This window comes from Curtobacterium sp. VKM Ac-2889 (genome assembly GCF_015350855.1).
GTDB classification, from domain to species: Bacteria; Actinomycetota; Actinomycetes; order Actinomycetales; family Microbacteriaceae; genus Curtobacterium; species Curtobacterium poinsettiae.
Window position 1 is genome coordinate 253,658 of sequence record NZ_JADKSC010000003.1, and the last position, 16,073, is coordinate 269,730.

Here is a 16,073-nt window from a genome sequence, read left to right on the forward strand (position 1 = left end):
CATCCGGTCCGGGCGGCGGCTCGGCGTCGACGTCGGGCGCGCCCGGATCGGGGTCGCGGTGTGCGACCGTGACGGCCTGCTGGCGACGCCGGTCGAGACCGTCCGTCGCGACGACTCGAAGGACCTCCGGCGCATCCTCGAGCTCGCGGACGAGTACGACGTCGTCGAGGTCGTGGTCGGTCTGCCCCTGTCGATGTCGGGCGCGGACACCGCCTCGACCGAGGACGCCCGCGTGTTCGCCGCCCGGATCGCAGCGCGTCGTCCGGTGCGCCTGGTGGACGAACGACTGTCGACGGTGACCGCCCAGCGCGGGCTGCACCAGGCCGGCAAGAACACGAAGAAGTCCCGGGCCGTGATCGACCAAGCAGCCGCTGTTATCATTCTGCAACACGCGCTCGACCACGAGCGCAGTGCAGGTGCCCCTCCGGGCACCACGCTTCCCTGACAGGGCTGCCCGGTACCGCGCAAGGGTGCTCCCGTCGTCAGTCCGCGGACGACGGTGCCCAGGTGGAGTTCCCGACCGAGAGACCGAGGACGTTGGCAGACGATCTGGACTGGAACGCGATCATCGCGCCCGGCAACGACGCCGAGCGGCGGAAGGCGACTTCCGACCGCACGACAGGCACCGATGACCGCGACGACGCTGGTCGGGTGACCCCACCGCCCGCGCCTCCGATGTCCCGACGCGAAGCCCGCGCACTCGAGGCCGAACGAGCCCGCGTCGCCGGCTCACCCGCCCCGGAGCCCACCGACGAGCCGCAGGCCCCCGAGCCGGCCGACGATGCTCCGGCGACCACGCGCGACGAACGCCCGGCGTCTCCCGCCGACGCACCGATCGCCACCAGCCCCGACGAGCTGCACCCCGAGGTCGCAGCACTCCTGACCGGCGAACTGCCGACCGGGTCCGCGGCGACCGCCGCGGGCGGCGGGTCCGGTGCCGACGGGACGGACCACGGCGACGCGACCGGCGGCGGTGGCGCCGCGGGAGGCGGCGGACGCGGCGGACGAGGCGGCAGAGGACGCTCCTCCAGGCAGCCGCGCGACCCGCGACCGAAGCGTCGACGCGGACCGCTCGTCGCCGGGCTCGTGATCGTCGCGGTGGTGCTGGCCGCGGGTGTCGGGGCCTACACGTTCGCCGCCCCGAAGATCCAGCAGCTGATCGGCGCGATCAGCGGTGCGCAGGAGCCCGACGACTACACCGGTGACGGCACCTCGAAGGTGACCATCACCATCAAGCAGGGGGACATCGGCGAGAACGTCGCCGCGACGTTGCAGCGCAGCGGCGTCGTCAAGGACTCGAAGGTGTTCTACAAGCTCCTGCTCGCCTCGCCGGACGTGCAGTTCCAGCCCGGTTCGTACGCGCTGAAGAAGCAGATGAGCTCCAAGTCCGCGCTGGCCGCCCTGCAGGACAAGGACAACCGGGTCCAGGCGTCGATCATCATCCCCGAGGGCACCGCGCTGGCCGACATCGAGGCCGGCATGGTCTCGAAGGCCGGCCTGACGAAGAAGCAGGTCGACGCGGCCGCGAAGGACCTGTCGGCGTACGACCTGCCGGCAGGCGTCACGACGCTCGAGGGCTGGCTCTTCCCCGCGACCTACCCGATCAACCCGGGCTGGTCCGCCGAACAGTACTTCAAGTCGATGGTCGACACGATGAAGGAGCACCTCGCCGCCGCCGGCGTCAAGGAGGCCGACCAGGAGCGCACCATCGTCTTCGCGTCGCTGGTGCAGAAGGAAGCCGGGCTCGCGGCCGACTACCCGAAGGTCGCGCGGGTGTTCCAGAACCGGCTCGACCAGGGCATGAAGCTCCAGTCCGACGCCACGGTCGCGTACGGCACGGGCAACACGCACACCGTGACCACGACCGACGAGGAGCGCGCGGACGCCTCGAACGAGTACAACACCTACGTGCACGAGGGGCTGCCGCCCGCACCGATCTCGAACCCGGGTGACGTCGCGATCAAGGCGGTCACGGCTCCGGCCGCGGGCAAGTGGCTGTACTTCGTGACGGTCGACCTGGAGTCGGGCAAGACGGTCTTCTCGGACACCTACGACCAGCACCTGGTCGCGGTCGAACAGTTCCAGGCCTGGCTGCGAGCGCACCCCGACTACCAGTAGGCGCCGACGTCGCACGGACGAACGCTGTGGGAGGATTGCCGCATGCTTCGTTGGTTGACCGCTGGTGAGTCCCACGGACCCGAACTGATCGCCATGCTCGAGGGCCTGCCCGCGGGTGTCCCGGTGTCGTTCGAGTCCATCCGTGCCGACCTCGCACGCCGCAAGCTCGGCTACGGCCGCGGCTCGCGGATGAAGTTCGAGCAGGACGAGCTGCACGTGTCCGGCGGCGTCCGACACGGTTACTCGCTCGGCAGCCCCATCGCGATCCGCATCGGCAACACCGAGTGGCCGAAGTGGGTCGAGGTCATGAACCCCGAGCCGATCGAGTCCACCGAGATGTCCCGCGGCCGGAGCGCCCCGCTCACCCGACCGCGTCCGGGTCACGCCGACCTGGTCGGCATGCAGAAGTACGGCTTCGACGAGGCCCGCCCGGTCCTGGAGCGTGCGAGCGCCCGTGAGACCGCGGCACGCGTGGCGCTCGGAGCCGTCGCGAAGTCCTTCCTGGCCGAACTCGGCATCCGTTCGGTGGCGCACACGCTGCAGGTCGGGACGGTCCGGGTGCCGGACGGCACCGACCTGCCGCTGCCCGACGACGTGGACCGCCTCGACGAGGACCAGCTGCGCTGCTTCGACGCCGAGACCTCCGCGCGCATGGTCACCGAGGTCGAGGCCGCCAAGAAGGACGGCGACACCCTCGGCGGTGTCGTCGAGGTGCTGTTCTACGGTGTTCCGCCCGGCCTCGGCTCGCACGTCCACTGGGACCGCCGGCTCGACGCCCGCCTCGCCGCGGCGATCATGGGCATCCAGGCCATCAAGGGTGTCGAGGTCGGCGACGGCTTCGCGACCGCCGGTCGCCGTGGCTCCGCGGCCCACGACGAGCTGTACCGCGAGGACGGCGAGATCTACCGCACGAGCGACCGTGCCGGTGGGACCGAGGGCGGGATGTCCACGGGCACCGTGCTGCGCGTCCGAGCCGGCATGAAGCCGATCGCCACGATCCCGCACGCCCTGCACACGGTGGACGTCGTCTCCGGTGAGGACGCCGCGGCGCACCACCAGCGCTCGGACGTCTGCGCCGTGCCGGCTGCGGGGGTCGTCGCCGAGGCGATGGTGGCCCTGGTGCTCGCCGACGCGGTGCTCGAGAAGTTCGGCGGCGACAACGTCGTCGAGACCAAGCGCAACCTCGACGCCTACCTGGCCGCGATCCCGGAGACCCTGCGCACGCGCCGGACCGAGCCCTCGGCGACCTCGACCGACCTGTGAGCACCGACGTTCGACGCGCCGACGCGCCCGTGGTCGTCATCGGCCCGATGGGTGCCGGCAAGTCGAGCGTCGGCAAGCGGGTGGCGAAGGCCCTCGGTGTGCCGTTCACGGACACCGACCGGGCCATCGTCCGCGAGCACGGACCGATCCCCGGCATCTTCGCCGACCGCGGTGAGCCGGCGTTCCGTGCGCTCGAGGCCGAAGCCGTCCGGGCAGCGCTGTCCACGGGCGGCGTCGTCGCCGTCGGCGGGGGAGCCGTCACCCACGCGGACACCCGGCGGGCCCTGACCGGAGCGCGCATCGTCCTGCTCACCGTCTCGCCCGAGGCCGTCGCCGAGCGCATCGCCGGGTCCGACCGGCCGTTGCTGGCGAACGGTGGGATCGACGCCTGGCAGACGATCATGGACGAGCGAGCGGCCACCTACGCCGAACTCGCGCACGTCGTGGTCGACACGTCCCGACGGCCGATGTCCCGTGTGGTCGACGACGTCGTCACGTGGGTGCGCAGCGACGCTGGCACGAACGCCGCGCCCAGCAGCACGACCAGCAGCACCACCAGCACCGAAGGAGCACCGTGACCGAGCCGACCCTGCCCGCCGGGACCACCGAGATCCGGGTGGGCGGTGACGACGGCTACACGGTGGCCGTCGGCACGGACCTGCTCGGCACCCTGCCCGGGATCCTGGGCCCGCGCGTCGCGAAGGTCCTGATCGTGCACTCGCCGACGCTCGGCGCCCGGGCGAACGAGCTCCGAGCACTCCTGGTCGAAGCAGGCCTCGAGGCCCTGATCGCCGAGGTCCCCGACGCCGAAGGCGCCAAGCGTGTCGAGGTCGCGGCGTTCTGCTGGCAGATCATGGGGCAGGCCGACTTCACCCGCACCGACGCGGTCATCGGCCTGGGCGGCGGTGCCGTCACCGACCTCGCCGGCTTCGTCGCCGCGACGTGGCTGCGCGGTGTCGCGTACGTGTCCGTCCCGACGAGCGTGCTCGGCATGGTGGACGCCAGCGTCGGCGGCAAGACGGGCATCAACACGAACGAGGGCAAGAACCTGGTCGGCGCCTTTTCCGCCCCCCGCGCCGTCGTCGTGGACCTCGACCTCGCCCGCACCCTGCCGCGCAACGAGATCCTGACCGGGTTCGCCGAGATCGTGAAGGCCGGGTTCATCGCCGTGCCCGAGATCCTGGACATCGTCGAGGCCGACGTCGCCCGGGTGACCGACCCGACGACGCCGGAGTTCCGCCGGGTCGTCGAGCTCGCCATCGCGCTCAAGGCCGAGGTCGTGTCGGACGACTTCACCGAGCAGGGCCGACGCGAGATCCTGAACTACGGGCACACCCTGGGGCACGCGATCGAGCACGCCGAGCGGTACCAGTGGCGCCACGGCGCGGCGGTGTCGGTCGGCATGGTGTTCGCCGCCGAACTCGCCCGGCTGACCGGACACCTGGACGACGCCACGGTCGACCGCCACCGGACGATCCTGGAGTCGCTCGAGCTTCCGACCTCGTACGGCGTCGGACGCTGGCAGGGGCTGCTCGCAACCATGCGTCGCGACAAGAAGGCCCGTGCCGGCATGCTGCGGTTCATCATCCTGGACGGCGTCGGCAAACCCGTCGTGCTCGAGGGCCCCGAGGACCACCTGCTCTTCACCGCCTACCAGGAGGTCGGCGTCTAGCCTGCTCGGTCAGCGCAGGACCCGACGAATCCACTGCAGAGACCGAGCCCCGCGCCGGGCCCGCGCGGACCTGTGGAAGCCGCGCCGGGCCTCCAGGCTGTGGAGGAGGATGGGACGACGTGACGGACGGCACCACCCGCACGCGGCGGACCCAGCAGCGGGGAGCAGACTGACGGGCGTGCCCACCCCACCCCGACTGAGCGACCTCTCCGGCCCGCGCGACGCCGACACCGGCACGCTGCGCTCCCGGGGCCGGCGTTTCACCGAACTCCTCTCGATCGCCCGCCGACACCACCTGGTCCCCTTCCGCCGCCTCAACTTCTCGCACGACCCGGCCACCTCGGACCTGCGTCGCGACCAGGCCGAGCACCTGCGCCGCGCGCTCGAGGAAGCCGGCGGCGGGTTCGTGAAGATGGGCCAGCTGCTCTCCACGCGCGACGACCTGCTGCCCGAGGAGTGGACCGAGGGACTCGCGCACCTGCAGCGGAACGTCACGGCGGCGCCGGCGGACGAGGTCCGTGCGCTGCTCGAGCAGGAGCTCGGTGCGCCGGTCGACCAGGTCTTCGCCACGTTCGACCCGGTGCCGGTGGCGGCGGCGTCGATCGCGCAGGTGCACCGCGCCCGGCTGCCCGACGGCACCGCGGTCGCCGTGAAGGTGCAGCGGCCGGGCATCGACGCCGCCGTGCGCCGCGACGTCGACATCGCCCTGCGGGTCGTCCGGTTCATGGCCAGGTGGTCGACCGAGGCGCGACAGGTCGGCGTGCAGGACATCGCCGGCCAGTACGCGGACGACCTGATCCGTCAGGTGGACTTCGTGTCCGAGCTGCGGAACCTCACTGCGCTCCGTGCGGCCCAGGCCCGCAGTGCGCGTCCGGACGAGGTCCGGTTCCCGGACCCGTACCCGGACCTGTCCGGCCGGCGCGTGCTGGTGATGGAGTTCCTGGAGGGCGACACGCTCAGCGCGATCCGCGCCGAGCGCTCCGAGCGCGACCTCGACGCGCCGATGCGCGCGATCCTCCGCGCCTTCCTGCGCCAGGTCGTCTTCGACGGCCTGTACCACGCGGACCTGCACCCGGGGAACGTCCTGGTGCTGCCCGACGGGCGGCCCGCGTTGATCGACTTCGGATCGGTCGGGAGGCTCGACCCGGGTCTCCGGGACACGGTCCAGGACCTGTTGGCCGCCTACCTGCAGGACGACACGTCGCGGATCGCTGATGCGGTCCTGCGGATGGCGCCCGTGCGCGATGCGCACGACGAGCCCGACTTCCGTCGGGACATCGCCCGCTTCGTCGCGGACGAGCTCGGCCCGGGTGCACGCATCGGCGTCGACACCGTGGACGACGCGGTCGAGGTCTTCGGGCGGTACCGGTTGAAGCCGCCGCCGGACTTCGTCGCTGCGGCGCGTGCCCTGGCGATCTTCGAGGGCACACTCCGCACGCTCGTACCGTCCTTCGACCTGCTCGAGGAGTCCCGCGGACTCGCCCGGGAGCAGATCACCGACCAACTCCGGCCGGGCAAGCTCCGCGACCTGGCGGCGAAGGAGCTGCTCGGGGTCGTGTCCGCGGCCCGCCGGCTGCCGCGCCGGGTGGACCGCATCGGCGAGGCGATCGAGACCGGCCGGTTCACGGTGAACATCCGGCTCTTCGCGGACAGCCGCGACCGGCAGCTCGTGTCCGGCATGATCCGGCGCATCCTGCTCGTGCTCCTCGGGGCCGGGGCGGGGGTCCTGGCGATCGTGTACCTGTCGTTGCCGGCGCGGCCGACGGCGACCCTGTCCACCGGGGTCGCGGGTGCGTTGCTCGGGGGAGCGGCGGTGGTGCTGCTCGCCTGGGCGGCGGTCGACGCCTGGCTCGCCCGACGACGGCGCTGAGCGCGACGGGCACCGCTCCGGCCGCCGGGCGGGCGTCCGCTACACTCGTCCGGGGCCGTCCGCGGCCCGAGGACACTTCACAACACGACCGAACGGGACACCGACGACTCATGGCCAGTACCACAGACATCAAGAACGGCGCCGTTCTCATCATCGACGGCCAGCTGTGGTCGGTCGTCGAGTTCCAGCACGTCAAGCCGGGCAAGGGCGGCGCGTTCGTCCGCACGAAGCTCAAGAACGTCGTCTCCGGCAAGGTCGTGGACCGCACGTTCAACGCCGGCGCGAAGATCGACACCGCTGTCGTCGACCGTCGTGACTACCAGTTCCTCTACGAGGACGGCGACTCCTACGTGTTCATGGACACCGACACGTACGACCAGATCCCGGTCTCCGCGACCGTGGTCGGCGACGCCAAGAACTACCTGCTCGAGTCCGCGATGGTCACCATCGCCATGAACGAGGGCAACCCGCTGTACGTCGAGCTCCCGACGTCGATCGTCACCGAGGTCGAGACCGAGCCCGGCCTGCAGGGTGACCGTTCGTCCGGTGGCACCAAGGACGCGACCATCATCGCGACCGGTCACCGCATCCAGGTCCCGCTGTACCTGGAGAGCGGCACCCTGGTGAAGATCGACACGCGCGACGGCAGCTTCCTCGGCCGCGTCAACTCCTAGGCGCTGACCGTATGAGTGCTCGTTCGAAGGCCCGCAAGCGCGCCCTCGACATGCTGTACGTCGCCGAGGTGCGCGAGCTGCCGATCGCGGACGTGCTCGCCACCGAGACGGTCCGGCACCTGGACCAGCCGGAGCGTGCCTCCAGCTGGGACTACGCCCGGCAGATCGTCACGGGTGTCGACGACGCCCGTCACGAGATCGACGCCGTGATCGTCGACCACGCCCAGGGCTGGTCGATCGCCCGGATGCCGGTCCTCGACCGCTGCATCCTGCGGATGGCCGTCTGGGAGCTCCGGTTCAACCCCGAGGTCCCCGACGCCGTCGCGATCGCCGAGGCGGTCGAGCTCGCGCAGTCGCTGTCCACCGAGGACTCTGCCGGCTTCGTCAACGGCGTGCTCGGGGCCGTCGCCGGCGGTCGTGCACCGTCTGGTCGGACGGTCGCAGGAGACCAGGAGTCCCGGTAGGGTTGGCCACGTCAGCATCCTTTAATGCCGTCCAGTGAGGCGGGGAAGGGGGTCGACGTGGGAACCAGAACGGTCCTGCAACAGCCCGACATCACGCGTGCCCTGACACGCATCGCGCACGAGATCCTCGAAGCCAACCACGGGGGCTCGGACCTCGTGCTCCTCGGCATCCCGACCCGCGGCGCCGTCCTGGCGGAACGCCTCGGCCGGATCCTGGCCGGCATCGAGCCGGAGTGGTCCTCGGCCGCCGGTGGCATCGGGACGGAGCGTGTCGGCACGCTCGACGTCACCATGCACCGCGACGACCTCGGCCACGGCATCGGTCGAGCCCCGCACCGGACGGTCATCCCCGCCGGCGGCATCGACGGCAAGGTCGTCGTGCTCGTCGACGACGTGCTGTACTCCGGCCGCACCGTCCGCGCCGCGCTCGACGCGCTGCAGGGCATCGGCCGGCCGCGTGCCGTCCGGCTCGCCGTGCTCGTCGACCGCGGCCACCGCGAACTGCCGATCCGCGCGGACCACGTCGGCAAGAACCTGCCCACGGCGTCCGACGAGCGGGTCACCCTGCACCTGGCCGAGACCGACGGCGACGACACCGTGTTCATCGAGCAGGGGGTGGCGTGATGCGGCACCTGCTCTCCACCGCCGACCTGTCCCGCGACCAGGCCGTCCACATCCTCGACGTCGCCGAGGAAATGGCCGAGGTCAACACGCGCGAGGTCCGGAAGCTCCCGGCCCTGCGCGGCAAGACCGTGGTGAACCTGTTCTTCGAGGACTCCACGCGCACGCGCATCTCGTTCGAGGCCGCCGCGAAGCGCCTGTCCGCCGACGTCCTGAACTTCGCCGCGAAGGGCTCGAGCGTCTCGAAGGGCGAATCCCTGAAGGACACCGTGCAGACCCTCGGCGCGATGGGCATCGACGGCATCGTCATGCGCCACGGCGCGTCCGGCGCCCCGCGGGTGCTCGCCGACGCCGACTGGATCGACGTGCCGGTGGTCAACGCCGGCGACGGCACCCACGAGCACCCGACGCAGGCGCTGCTCGACGCCTTCACGATGCGCCGCCGCCTGCACGGCACCGGTTCGCGCGGCCAGGGCCTCGACGGCGTGCGGGTCCTGATCATCGGCGACGTGCTGCACAGCCGTGTCGCCCGCTCGAACGCCTGGCTGCTCCGCACCCTCGGCGCGAGCGTGACCTTCGCCGCGCCACCGACCCTGCTGCCCGCCACGACGACACCGTTCGGGGCCGCGGTGCACCACGACCTCGACACCGCCCTGGCCGAGGACCCGGACGTCGTCATGACGCTCCGCATCCAGCAGGAACGCATGAACGACGCCTTCTTCCCGAACCCGCGCGAGTACACGCGGCACTGGGGCCTGACGGCGGCGCGCTTCGGACGGCTGTCCGAGCGCACGCTGATCATGCACCCCGGTCCGATGAACCGCGGACTCGAGATCGCCGGCGTCGCCGCCGACGACCCCCGCTCGACCGTCGTCGAGCAGGTCGAGAACGGCGTCTCGGTCCGGATGGCCGTCCTCTACCTCGCCCTGACGGGCAACGCCGGCAACGGCACCGACGCGAAGGAGTCCGCCGCATGACCGCTCACCTGATCCGTGGCGCGCAGCTGGTCGACGGCTCGCGTGCCGACATCCGTCTGGAGGGCCGGCGCATCACCGCGATCGGGTCCGGTCTCGACGCGGTCGGCGCCACCACCGTGGACGCGGACGGGCTCATCGCCCTGCCCGGTCTCGTGGACCTCCACACCCACCTGCGCGAGCCCGGCCACGAGGAGTCCGAGACGGTCCTCACCGGCTCGCGTGCCGCGGCCGCCGGCGGCTTCACCGCCGTGAACGCGATGGCGAACTCGAGCCCCGTCGCCGACACCGCGGGCGTCGTCGAGCAGGTCCAGGCGCTCGGTGACGACGCCGGGTACGTCACGGTCCGCCCGATCGGCGCCGTGTCGCAGGGGCTGCAGGGCACGCACCTGTCCGAGATCGGTGCGATGGCGACCTCGCGGGCGAAGGTCCGGGTGTTCTCGGACGACGGCTCCTGCGTGGCCGACCCGCTGCTCATGCGCCGGGCACTCGAGTACATCAAGGGGTTCGGCGGGGTGCTCGCGCAGCACGCCCAGGAGCCACGCCTGACCATCGGCGCGCAGATGAACGAGGGCCGGCTGTCCTCCGAGCTCGGCCTCGCCGGGTGGCCCGCCGTCGCGGAAGAGGCGATCATCGCCCGCGACGTCCTGCTCGCCGACCACGTCGGGGCGCGGCTGCACGTCTGCCACGTCTCGACGGCCGGCAGCGTCGAGGTGATCCGCTGGGCGAAGTCCCGTGGCATCGACGTCACGGCCGAGGTCACGCCGCACCACCTGGTGCTCACCGAGGACCTCATCGCCGGGCACGACGGCGCCCCCGGGTACGACGCCCGCTACAAGGTGAACCCGCCCCTCCGCGCCCGGGAGGACGTCGAGGCGCTCCGCGCGGCCCTGGCCGACGGCACCATCGACATCGTCGCGACCGACCACGCACCGCACACCGCCGAGGCGAAGTGCTGCGAGTGGCCCGCCGCCGCGAACGGCATGGTCGGTCTCGAGTCGGCGCTGAGCGTGGTGCAGTCCGCCGTGGTCGACGACGGCCGGCTCGACTGGGCCGACGTCGCCCGGGTGCTGTCCGAGGCGCCGGCGCGGATCGGTCAGGTCGAGGGGCACGGGCAGCGCATCGCCGAGGGCGCCCCCGCCGAGATCACGCTCTACGACCCGTCGGCCAGCCGCGAGTTCGCGGTCACCGACCTCGCCGGCCAGTCGCAGAACTCGCCGTACCTCGGCATGACGCTGCCCGGCCGGGTCGTCGCCACCTTCCACCAGGGGTACGCGACGGTGCTCGACGGCCGGGTCGTCGACGCCGACACGATCGCGGCGCACGCCGCGGCGCTCCGGACGGGGGCGCGCGCATGAGCGGCGACGCACAGCGCTGGCTCCTCGGCGCGGTGATCCTGCTCGCGGTCGCCGCCCTGTTCGTCGCGATGGCGCGCACCTGGCGGACCCGGACCAGGAAGCAGGCCGAAGCCGTGCCTCCCGTCCGTGTGCCGGCCGACCTGGCACCGGCGGTCGGGTCGTGGGACGGGTTCACCGTCGCGACGACCCGCGCCGACCAGCCGTTGGAACGCATCACCGCAGGCGGCCTCGGGTTCCGCGGCCGCGGCGGGGTGACGGTCCACGCGACCGGCGTGGTGATGCGCCTCGCCGGTACCGACGACCGCTGGATCGCGCGCGATGCGGTCCGCGGCGCCGACCGCTCCACGTGGGCCATCGACCGCGTGGTCGAACCCGGGGGACTGGTCCGTCTGCGATGGACGGCGACCGGCGCCGCAGGTGCGACGGACCTGGACACCTACTTCCGGTTCCCGGAGGGCGACGCAGCCGCGCTGCACGCCCTGCAGGGACTGACCGAGACCGGGCCGCAGGCGACTGCGGCCGATGCTCCGCGAACCGCGGGCGAAGGGAAGAAAGCATGACACGCGAACGGGCCGTCCTGGTCCTCGAAGACGGCACCCGGTACGACGGCTGGGCCTACGGCGCCCGTGGGCGCACGCTCGGCGAGGTGGTCTTCGCGACCGGCATGACCGGCTACCAGGAGACGCTGACCGACCCCTCCTACGCCGGGCAGATCGTGGTGCAGACCGCGCCGCACATCGGCAACACGGGGGTGAACGACGAGGACCCCGAGTCCCGTCGCATCTGGGTCGCCGGGTACGTGGTGCGCGACCCCAGCCGCGTGGTGTCGAACCACCGCGCGAACGCCACGCTCGACGACCACCTGGTGCGCGACGGGATCGTCGGCATCGCAGGGATCGACACCCGCGCCCTCACCCGCCGCATCCGCGACGCCGGCGCCATGAAGGGCGGCGTCTTCAGCGGCGCCGACGCGGCACTGCCGGAGTCGGAGCAGCTGGACGCCGTGCGGTCGCAGGCCACCATGGCGGGCGCGAGCTTCTCGTCGCTGGTGTCCACCCCGGAGACGTACGTGGTGTCGGCCGAAGGTGAGCAGATCGGCACCCTGGCCGTCCTCGACCTCGGTGTGAAGGCGTCGACCACCCGGTACCTCGCCGCCCGCGGCTTCGAGGTGCACGTCGTGCCGCAGGACATCTCCGCCGAGGAGCTGGAAGCCCTCGCACCGGATGCCCTGTTCTACTCGAACGGCCCCGGTGACCCCGCCGCCTCGGACGCGCAGGTCGAACTGCTGCAGGGCAGCCTGCGCACCGGCCGGCCGTTCTTCGGCATCTGCTTCGGCAACCAGCTGCTCGGCCGTGCCCTGGGCTTCGGCACCTACAAGCTGCCCTTCGGCCACCGCGGCATCAACCAGCCGGTGCTCGACACGACCACGGGCAAGGTCGAGATCACGAGCCAGAACCACGGCTTCGCGGTCGACGCGCCCCTGGGCGAGGTCATCGAGTCGCCGGCCGGGTTCGGTCGGGTCGAGGTCTCGCACTACTCGCTGAACGACGACGTGGTCGAGGGTCTCCGAGCGCTCGACGTGCCGGCGTTCAGCGTGCAGTACCACCCCGAGGCCGCCGCCGGGCCGCACGACAGCATGTACCTCTTCGACCGGTTCGCGGACATGGTGCGCGAGCGTCGCGACGGTGAGCCGCTCGACGCGGCCACCGCCGACGCCACGACCCCCGCAGCAGACATCACCAAGGAAGCGAACTGATGCCCAAGCGCGCAGACATCAACTCCGTCCTCGTCATCGGTTCCGGCCCGATCGTCATCGGTCAGGCCGCCGAGTTCGACTACTCCGGCACCCAGGCGTGCCGCGTCCTGCGGGCCGAGGGCGTCCGGGTCATCCTGGTCAACCCGAACCCGGCGACGATCATGACCGACCCCGACTTCGCCGACGCGACCTACATCGAGCCGATCACGAACGCGTCGCTCGAGGAGATCATCCGCATCGAGAAGCCGGACGCCGTCCTGCCGACCCTCGGTGGTCAGACGGCCCTGAACGCGGCCATCGCGCTCGACGAGGCGGGCATCCTCGCCAAGCACGGCGTCGAGCTCATCGGCGCCAAGGTCGAGGCGATCCAGCGCGGCGAGGACCGCCAGCTCTTCAAGGAGCTCGTGCTCGAGTCCGGTGCCGACGTCGCCCGCAGCCACATCGCGCACACGCTCGAAGAAGCGAAGGAGTTCGCGAAGGACCTCGGGTACCCGCTGGTCGTCCGCCCGTCCTTCACCATGGGCGGCCTCGGCTCGGGCTTCGCCTACAACGAGGCCGAACTCGTCCGCTTCGTCGGCGACGGGCTGCAGTCCAGCCCGACGACCGAGGTCCTGCTCGAGGAGTCCATCCTCGGCTGGAAGGAGTACGAGCTCGAGCTGATGCGCGACAACTACGACAACACGGTCGTCATCTGCTCCATCGAGAACGTCGACCCGGTCGGTGTCCACACCGGTGACTCGATCACGGTCGCCCCCGCGCTGACCCTGACCGACCGCGAGTACCAGAACATGCGGAACATCGGCATCGACATCATCCGTCGCGTCGGCGTCGACACCGGTGGCTGCAACATCCAGTTCGCCGTCGACCCGTCCAACGGCCGCGTCATCGTCATCGAGATGAACCCCCGCGTGTCCCGATCGTCGGCCCTGGCGTCGAAGGCCACGGGGTTCCCGATCGCGAAGATCGCCGCGAAGCTCGCGATCGGCTACCGGCTCGACGAGATCGAGAACGACATCACGAAGGTCACCCCGGCGAGCTTCGAGCCGACGCTCGACTACGTGGTCGTGAAGACCCCGCGGTTCGCGTTCGAGAAGTTCCCGGCGGCCGACGCCACCCTGACCACGACGATGAAGAGCGTCGGCGAGGCGATGGCCATCGGCCGGAACTACGCCACGGCGCTGCAGAAGTCGCTGCGCTCGCTCGAGAAGCGCGGGTCGAGCTTCCACTGGGACACCCCGGCTGCCGAGCTCGACAAGGACGCCCTGCTGGCGAAGTCGTCGATCCCGACCGACGGCCGCATCGTCACGGTCCAGCAGGCCCTGGTCGCGGGTGCCACCGCGGACGAGGTCTTCGAGGCCACCAAGATCGACCCCTGGTTCATCGACCAGATCGTGCTCATCAACGAGGTCGCGGACGAGGTCCGTGCCGCGGACACCCTCGACGCGGACACGATGCGCTGGGCGAAGGAGCACGGCTTCAGCGACACCCAGATCGCGAGCCTGCGCAGCACGGACGCGGCACCGGTCTCCGAGCAGCAGGTCCGTGACGAGCGGCACGCCCAGGGCATCCGACCGGTCTTCAAGACGGTCGACACCTGTGCCGGCGAGTTCCCCGCCCTGACGCCGTACCACTACTCGTCGTACGACACCGAGACCGAGATCACGCCGAGCGACCGCAAGAAGGTCGTCATCCTCGGTTCCGGTCCGAACCGCATCGGGCAGGGCGTCGAGTTCGACTACTCCTGCGTGCACGCGTCCTTCGCGCTGAGCGCCGCCGGGTTCGAGACGATCATGATCAACTGCAACCCCGAGACCGTGTCAACCGACTACGACACCTCGGACCGCCTGTACTTCGAGCCGCTCACGGCCGAGGACGTCCTCGAGGTCATCGAGGCCGAGGCGGCGTCCGGCGAACTCGTCGGTGTCGTCGTGCAGCTCGGTGGTCAGACCGCACTGGGCCTGGCGAAGCCGCTCGAGGCCGCCGGGATCCCGATCCTCGGCACCAGCCCCACCGCGATCGACTCGGCCGAGGAGCGCGGGCAGTTCTCCGCCATCCTCGACGCGGCCGGGCTGCTCGCACCGCGGAACGGCACGGCCCACGACCTGACGAGCGCGACCACGGTCGCCGAGGAGATCGGGTACCCGGTCCTCGTCCGCCCGTCGTTCGTGCTCGGCGGCCGCGGCATGGAGATCCTCTACGACTCCCCGTCGCTCGCGGACTACTTCGACCGGATGGCCGACCAGGCGATCATCGGCCCGGAGCTCCCGCTGCTGGTCGACCGGTTCCTGGACGACGCCGTGGAGATCGACGTCGACGCGCTCTTCGACGGCGAGCGGCTCTACATCGGCGGCATCATGGAGCACCTCGAAGAGGCCGGCATCCACTCCGGCGACTCGGCCTGCACCCTGCCCCCGGTCGGCCTCGGCCGCGCGGAGATCCAGGGCGTCGTCGACGCGACCGAGAAGATCGCCCGCGGCATCGGCGTGCAGGGCCTGCTCAACGTCCAGTTCGCCATCGGCGCCGGCGTGCTCTACGTCCTCGAAGCGAACCCGCGCGCCAGCCGCACGGTGCCCTTCGTCTCGAAGGCACTCGGCATCCCGCTGGCCAAGGCCGCGTCCCGCATCATGACCGGCACCACGGTCGCCGAGCTCGTCGCCGAGGGCATGCTGCCCGAGCGCGACGGTGCCTTCGTGCCCGCGCAGTCGCCGGTCGCCGTCAAGGAAGCCGTGCTGCCGTTCCGACGCTTCCGCACCCGCGAGGGCCAGGTCGTCGACTCGGTGCTCAGCCCCGAGATGCGCTCCACCGGCGAGGTCATGGGCATCGACCGCGACTTCCCGCGGGCCTTCCTCAAGTCGCAGGACGCCGCGTACGGCGGCCTGCCGACCAGCGGCACGGTCTTCGTGAGCGTCGCCGACACCGACAAGCGCGCGATCGTGCTGCCGGTGCACCGCCTGCAGCAGCTCGGCTTCACGATCATCGCGACCGAGGGCACGGCGGAGATCCTCCGGCGCAACGGCATCGAGGTCGGCATCGTCGGCAAGTACAGCCAGGGTGGCGAGAGCGTCGTCGACCTGCTGGCCACCGGCGAGGTCGACATCGTCATCAACACGCCGTCCGGTGCTGCCGGTCGTGCGGACGGGTACGAGATCCGTGCGGCCACGGTCGCGGCGGACAAGCCGCTGTTCACGACGATCGCGCAGATCGGTGCGGCCGTCGCGGCGATCGAGACGATCGGTTCGCCGCTCAACGTCCGCAGCCTGCAGGACTACGCGCTCGAGCGCGCGACCTGGTGACGGCTGCCAG

The 16,073-nt window shown here is 71.4% G+C and carries 14 protein-coding genes; all 14 read left to right on the top strand.

From position 1 onward, the window contains the following. Position 1 precedes the first annotated feature (1 nt). The 14 genes from ruvX to carB all read left to right on the top strand — a co-directional run bounded on the left by ruvX (position 2) and on the right by carB (position 16,063). Positions 2–445, top strand: a complete 444-nt coding sequence (ruvX, locus tag ITJ50_RS11380) for a Holliday junction resolvase RuvX (RefSeq protein ID WP_031259739.1) — start codon at positions 2–4, stop codon at positions 443–445. A 92-nt stretch (positions 446–537) separates the two neighbouring features. Continuing rightward, positions 538–2,118, top strand: coding sequence for an endolytic transglycosylase MltG (gene mltG, locus ITJ50_RS11385; protein WP_140448099.1), 1,581 nt, complete (start codon positions 538–540; stop codon positions 2,116–2,118). A gap of 42 nt (positions 2,119–2,160) precedes the next feature. Continuing rightward, complete coding sequence (gene aroC, locus ITJ50_RS11390; protein WP_031259741.1) at positions 2,161–3,381, top strand: chorismate synthase; 1,221 nt, start codon at positions 2,161–2,163, stop codon at positions 3,379–3,381. Continuing rightward, complete coding sequence (locus tag ITJ50_RS11395; protein ID WP_140448097.1) at positions 3,378–3,959, top strand: shikimate kinase; 582 nt, start codon at positions 3,378–3,380, stop codon at positions 3,957–3,959. The genes aroC and ITJ50_RS11395 overlap by 4 nt, the downstream gene beginning before the upstream one ends. Further along, on the top strand, positions 3,956–5,053 hold the full coding sequence (aroB, locus tag ITJ50_RS11400; protein WP_017887173.1) for a 3-dehydroquinate synthase: 1,098 nt from the start codon (positions 3,956–3,958) through the stop codon (positions 5,051–5,053). The genes ITJ50_RS11395 and aroB overlap by 4 nt, the downstream gene beginning before the upstream one ends. A 178-nt stretch (positions 5,054–5,231) precedes the next feature. After that, positions 5,232–6,923: an ABC1 kinase family protein gene (locus tag ITJ50_RS11405; RefSeq protein WP_194590526.1), complete on the top strand. Its 1,692-nt coding sequence runs from the start codon at positions 5,232–5,234 to the stop codon at positions 6,921–6,923. Between the two features lie 110 nt (positions 6,924–7,033). Continuing rightward, complete coding sequence (gene efp, locus ITJ50_RS11410; RefSeq protein ID WP_017887175.1) at positions 7,034–7,597, top strand: elongation factor P; 564 nt, start codon at positions 7,034–7,036, stop codon at positions 7,595–7,597. A gap of 11 nt (positions 7,598–7,608) precedes the next feature. After that, positions 7,609–8,061 carry a transcription antitermination factor NusB gene (nusB, locus tag ITJ50_RS11415; protein ID WP_017887176.1) on the top strand — a complete coding sequence of 151 codons (453 nt, stop codon included), beginning with the start codon at positions 7,609–7,611 and terminating at the stop codon, positions 8,059–8,061. A gap of 24 nt (positions 8,062–8,085) precedes the next feature. Then, on the top strand, positions 8,086–8,685 hold the full coding sequence (gene pyrR / locus ITJ50_RS11420) for a bifunctional pyr operon transcriptional regulator/uracil phosphoribosyltransferase PyrR (protein WP_017887177.1): 600 nt from the start codon (positions 8,086–8,088) through the stop codon (positions 8,683–8,685). Continuing rightward, on the top strand, positions 8,685–9,659 hold the full coding sequence (locus ITJ50_RS11425) for an aspartate carbamoyltransferase catalytic subunit (RefSeq protein ID WP_194590527.1): 975 nt from the start codon (positions 8,685–8,687) through the stop codon (positions 9,657–9,659). Before pyrR ends, ITJ50_RS11425 begins: the two co-directional genes overlap by 1 nt. Continuing rightward, positions 9,656–11,014, top strand: coding sequence for a dihydroorotase (locus ITJ50_RS11430; RefSeq protein ID WP_017887179.1), 1,359 nt, complete (start codon positions 9,656–9,658; stop codon positions 11,012–11,014). The genes ITJ50_RS11425 and ITJ50_RS11430 overlap by 4 nt, the downstream gene beginning before the upstream one ends. Further along, a complete protein-coding gene (locus ITJ50_RS11435) occupies positions 11,011–11,574 on the top strand; it encodes a hypothetical protein (protein WP_051596738.1) in 564 nt (187 codons plus the stop codon). Before ITJ50_RS11430 ends, ITJ50_RS11435 begins: the two co-directional genes overlap by 4 nt. Beyond that, the gene (gene carA / locus ITJ50_RS11440) at positions 11,571–12,770 is read left to right on the top strand and encodes a glutamine-hydrolyzing carbamoyl-phosphate synthase small subunit (protein WP_042540294.1); all 1,200 of its coding nucleotides are present in this window, start codon (positions 11,571–11,573) and stop codon (positions 12,768–12,770) included. The genes ITJ50_RS11435 and carA overlap by 4 nt, the downstream gene beginning before the upstream one ends. After that, positions 12,770–16,063 carry a carbamoyl-phosphate synthase large subunit gene (gene carB, locus ITJ50_RS11445; protein WP_194590528.1) on the top strand — a complete coding sequence of 1,098 codons (3,294 nt, stop codon included), beginning with the start codon at positions 12,770–12,772 and terminating at the stop codon, positions 16,061–16,063. Before carA ends, carB begins: the two co-directional genes overlap by 1 nt. Positions 16,064–16,073 lie beyond the last annotated feature (10 nt).

Excerpts from the sequence above, each read along its gene's own strand:
- aroC (WP_031259741.1), top strand. The coding sequence starts at position 2,161 with ATGCTTCGTTGGTTGACCGCTGGTGAGTCCCACGGACCCGAACTGATC.
- efp (WP_017887175.1), top strand. The coding sequence starts at position 7,034 with ATGGCCAGTACCACAGACATCAAGAACGGCGCCGTTCTCATCATCGAC.
- nusB (WP_017887176.1), top strand. The coding sequence starts at position 7,609 with ATGAGTGCTCGTTCGAAGGCCCGCAAGCGCGCCCTCGACATGCTGTAC.
- pyrR (WP_017887177.1), top strand. The coding sequence starts at position 8,086 with ATGCCGTCCAGTGAGGCGGGGAAGGGGGTCGACGTGGGAACCAGAACG.
- ITJ50_RS11425 (WP_194590527.1), top strand. The coding sequence starts at position 8,685 with ATGCGGCACCTGCTCTCCACCGCCGACCTGTCCCGCGACCAGGCCGTC.
- ITJ50_RS11430 (WP_017887179.1), top strand. The coding sequence starts at position 9,656 with ATGACCGCTCACCTGATCCGTGGCGCGCAGCTGGTCGACGGCTCGCGT.
- ITJ50_RS11435 (WP_051596738.1), top strand. The coding sequence starts at position 11,011 with ATGAGCGGCGACGCACAGCGCTGGCTCCTCGGCGCGGTGATCCTGCTC.
- carA (WP_042540294.1), top strand. The coding sequence starts at position 11,571 with ATGACACGCGAACGGGCCGTCCTGGTCCTCGAAGACGGCACCCGGTAC.
- carB (WP_194590528.1), top strand. The coding sequence starts at position 12,770 with ATGCCCAAGCGCGCAGACATCAACTCCGTCCTCGTCATCGGTTCCGGC.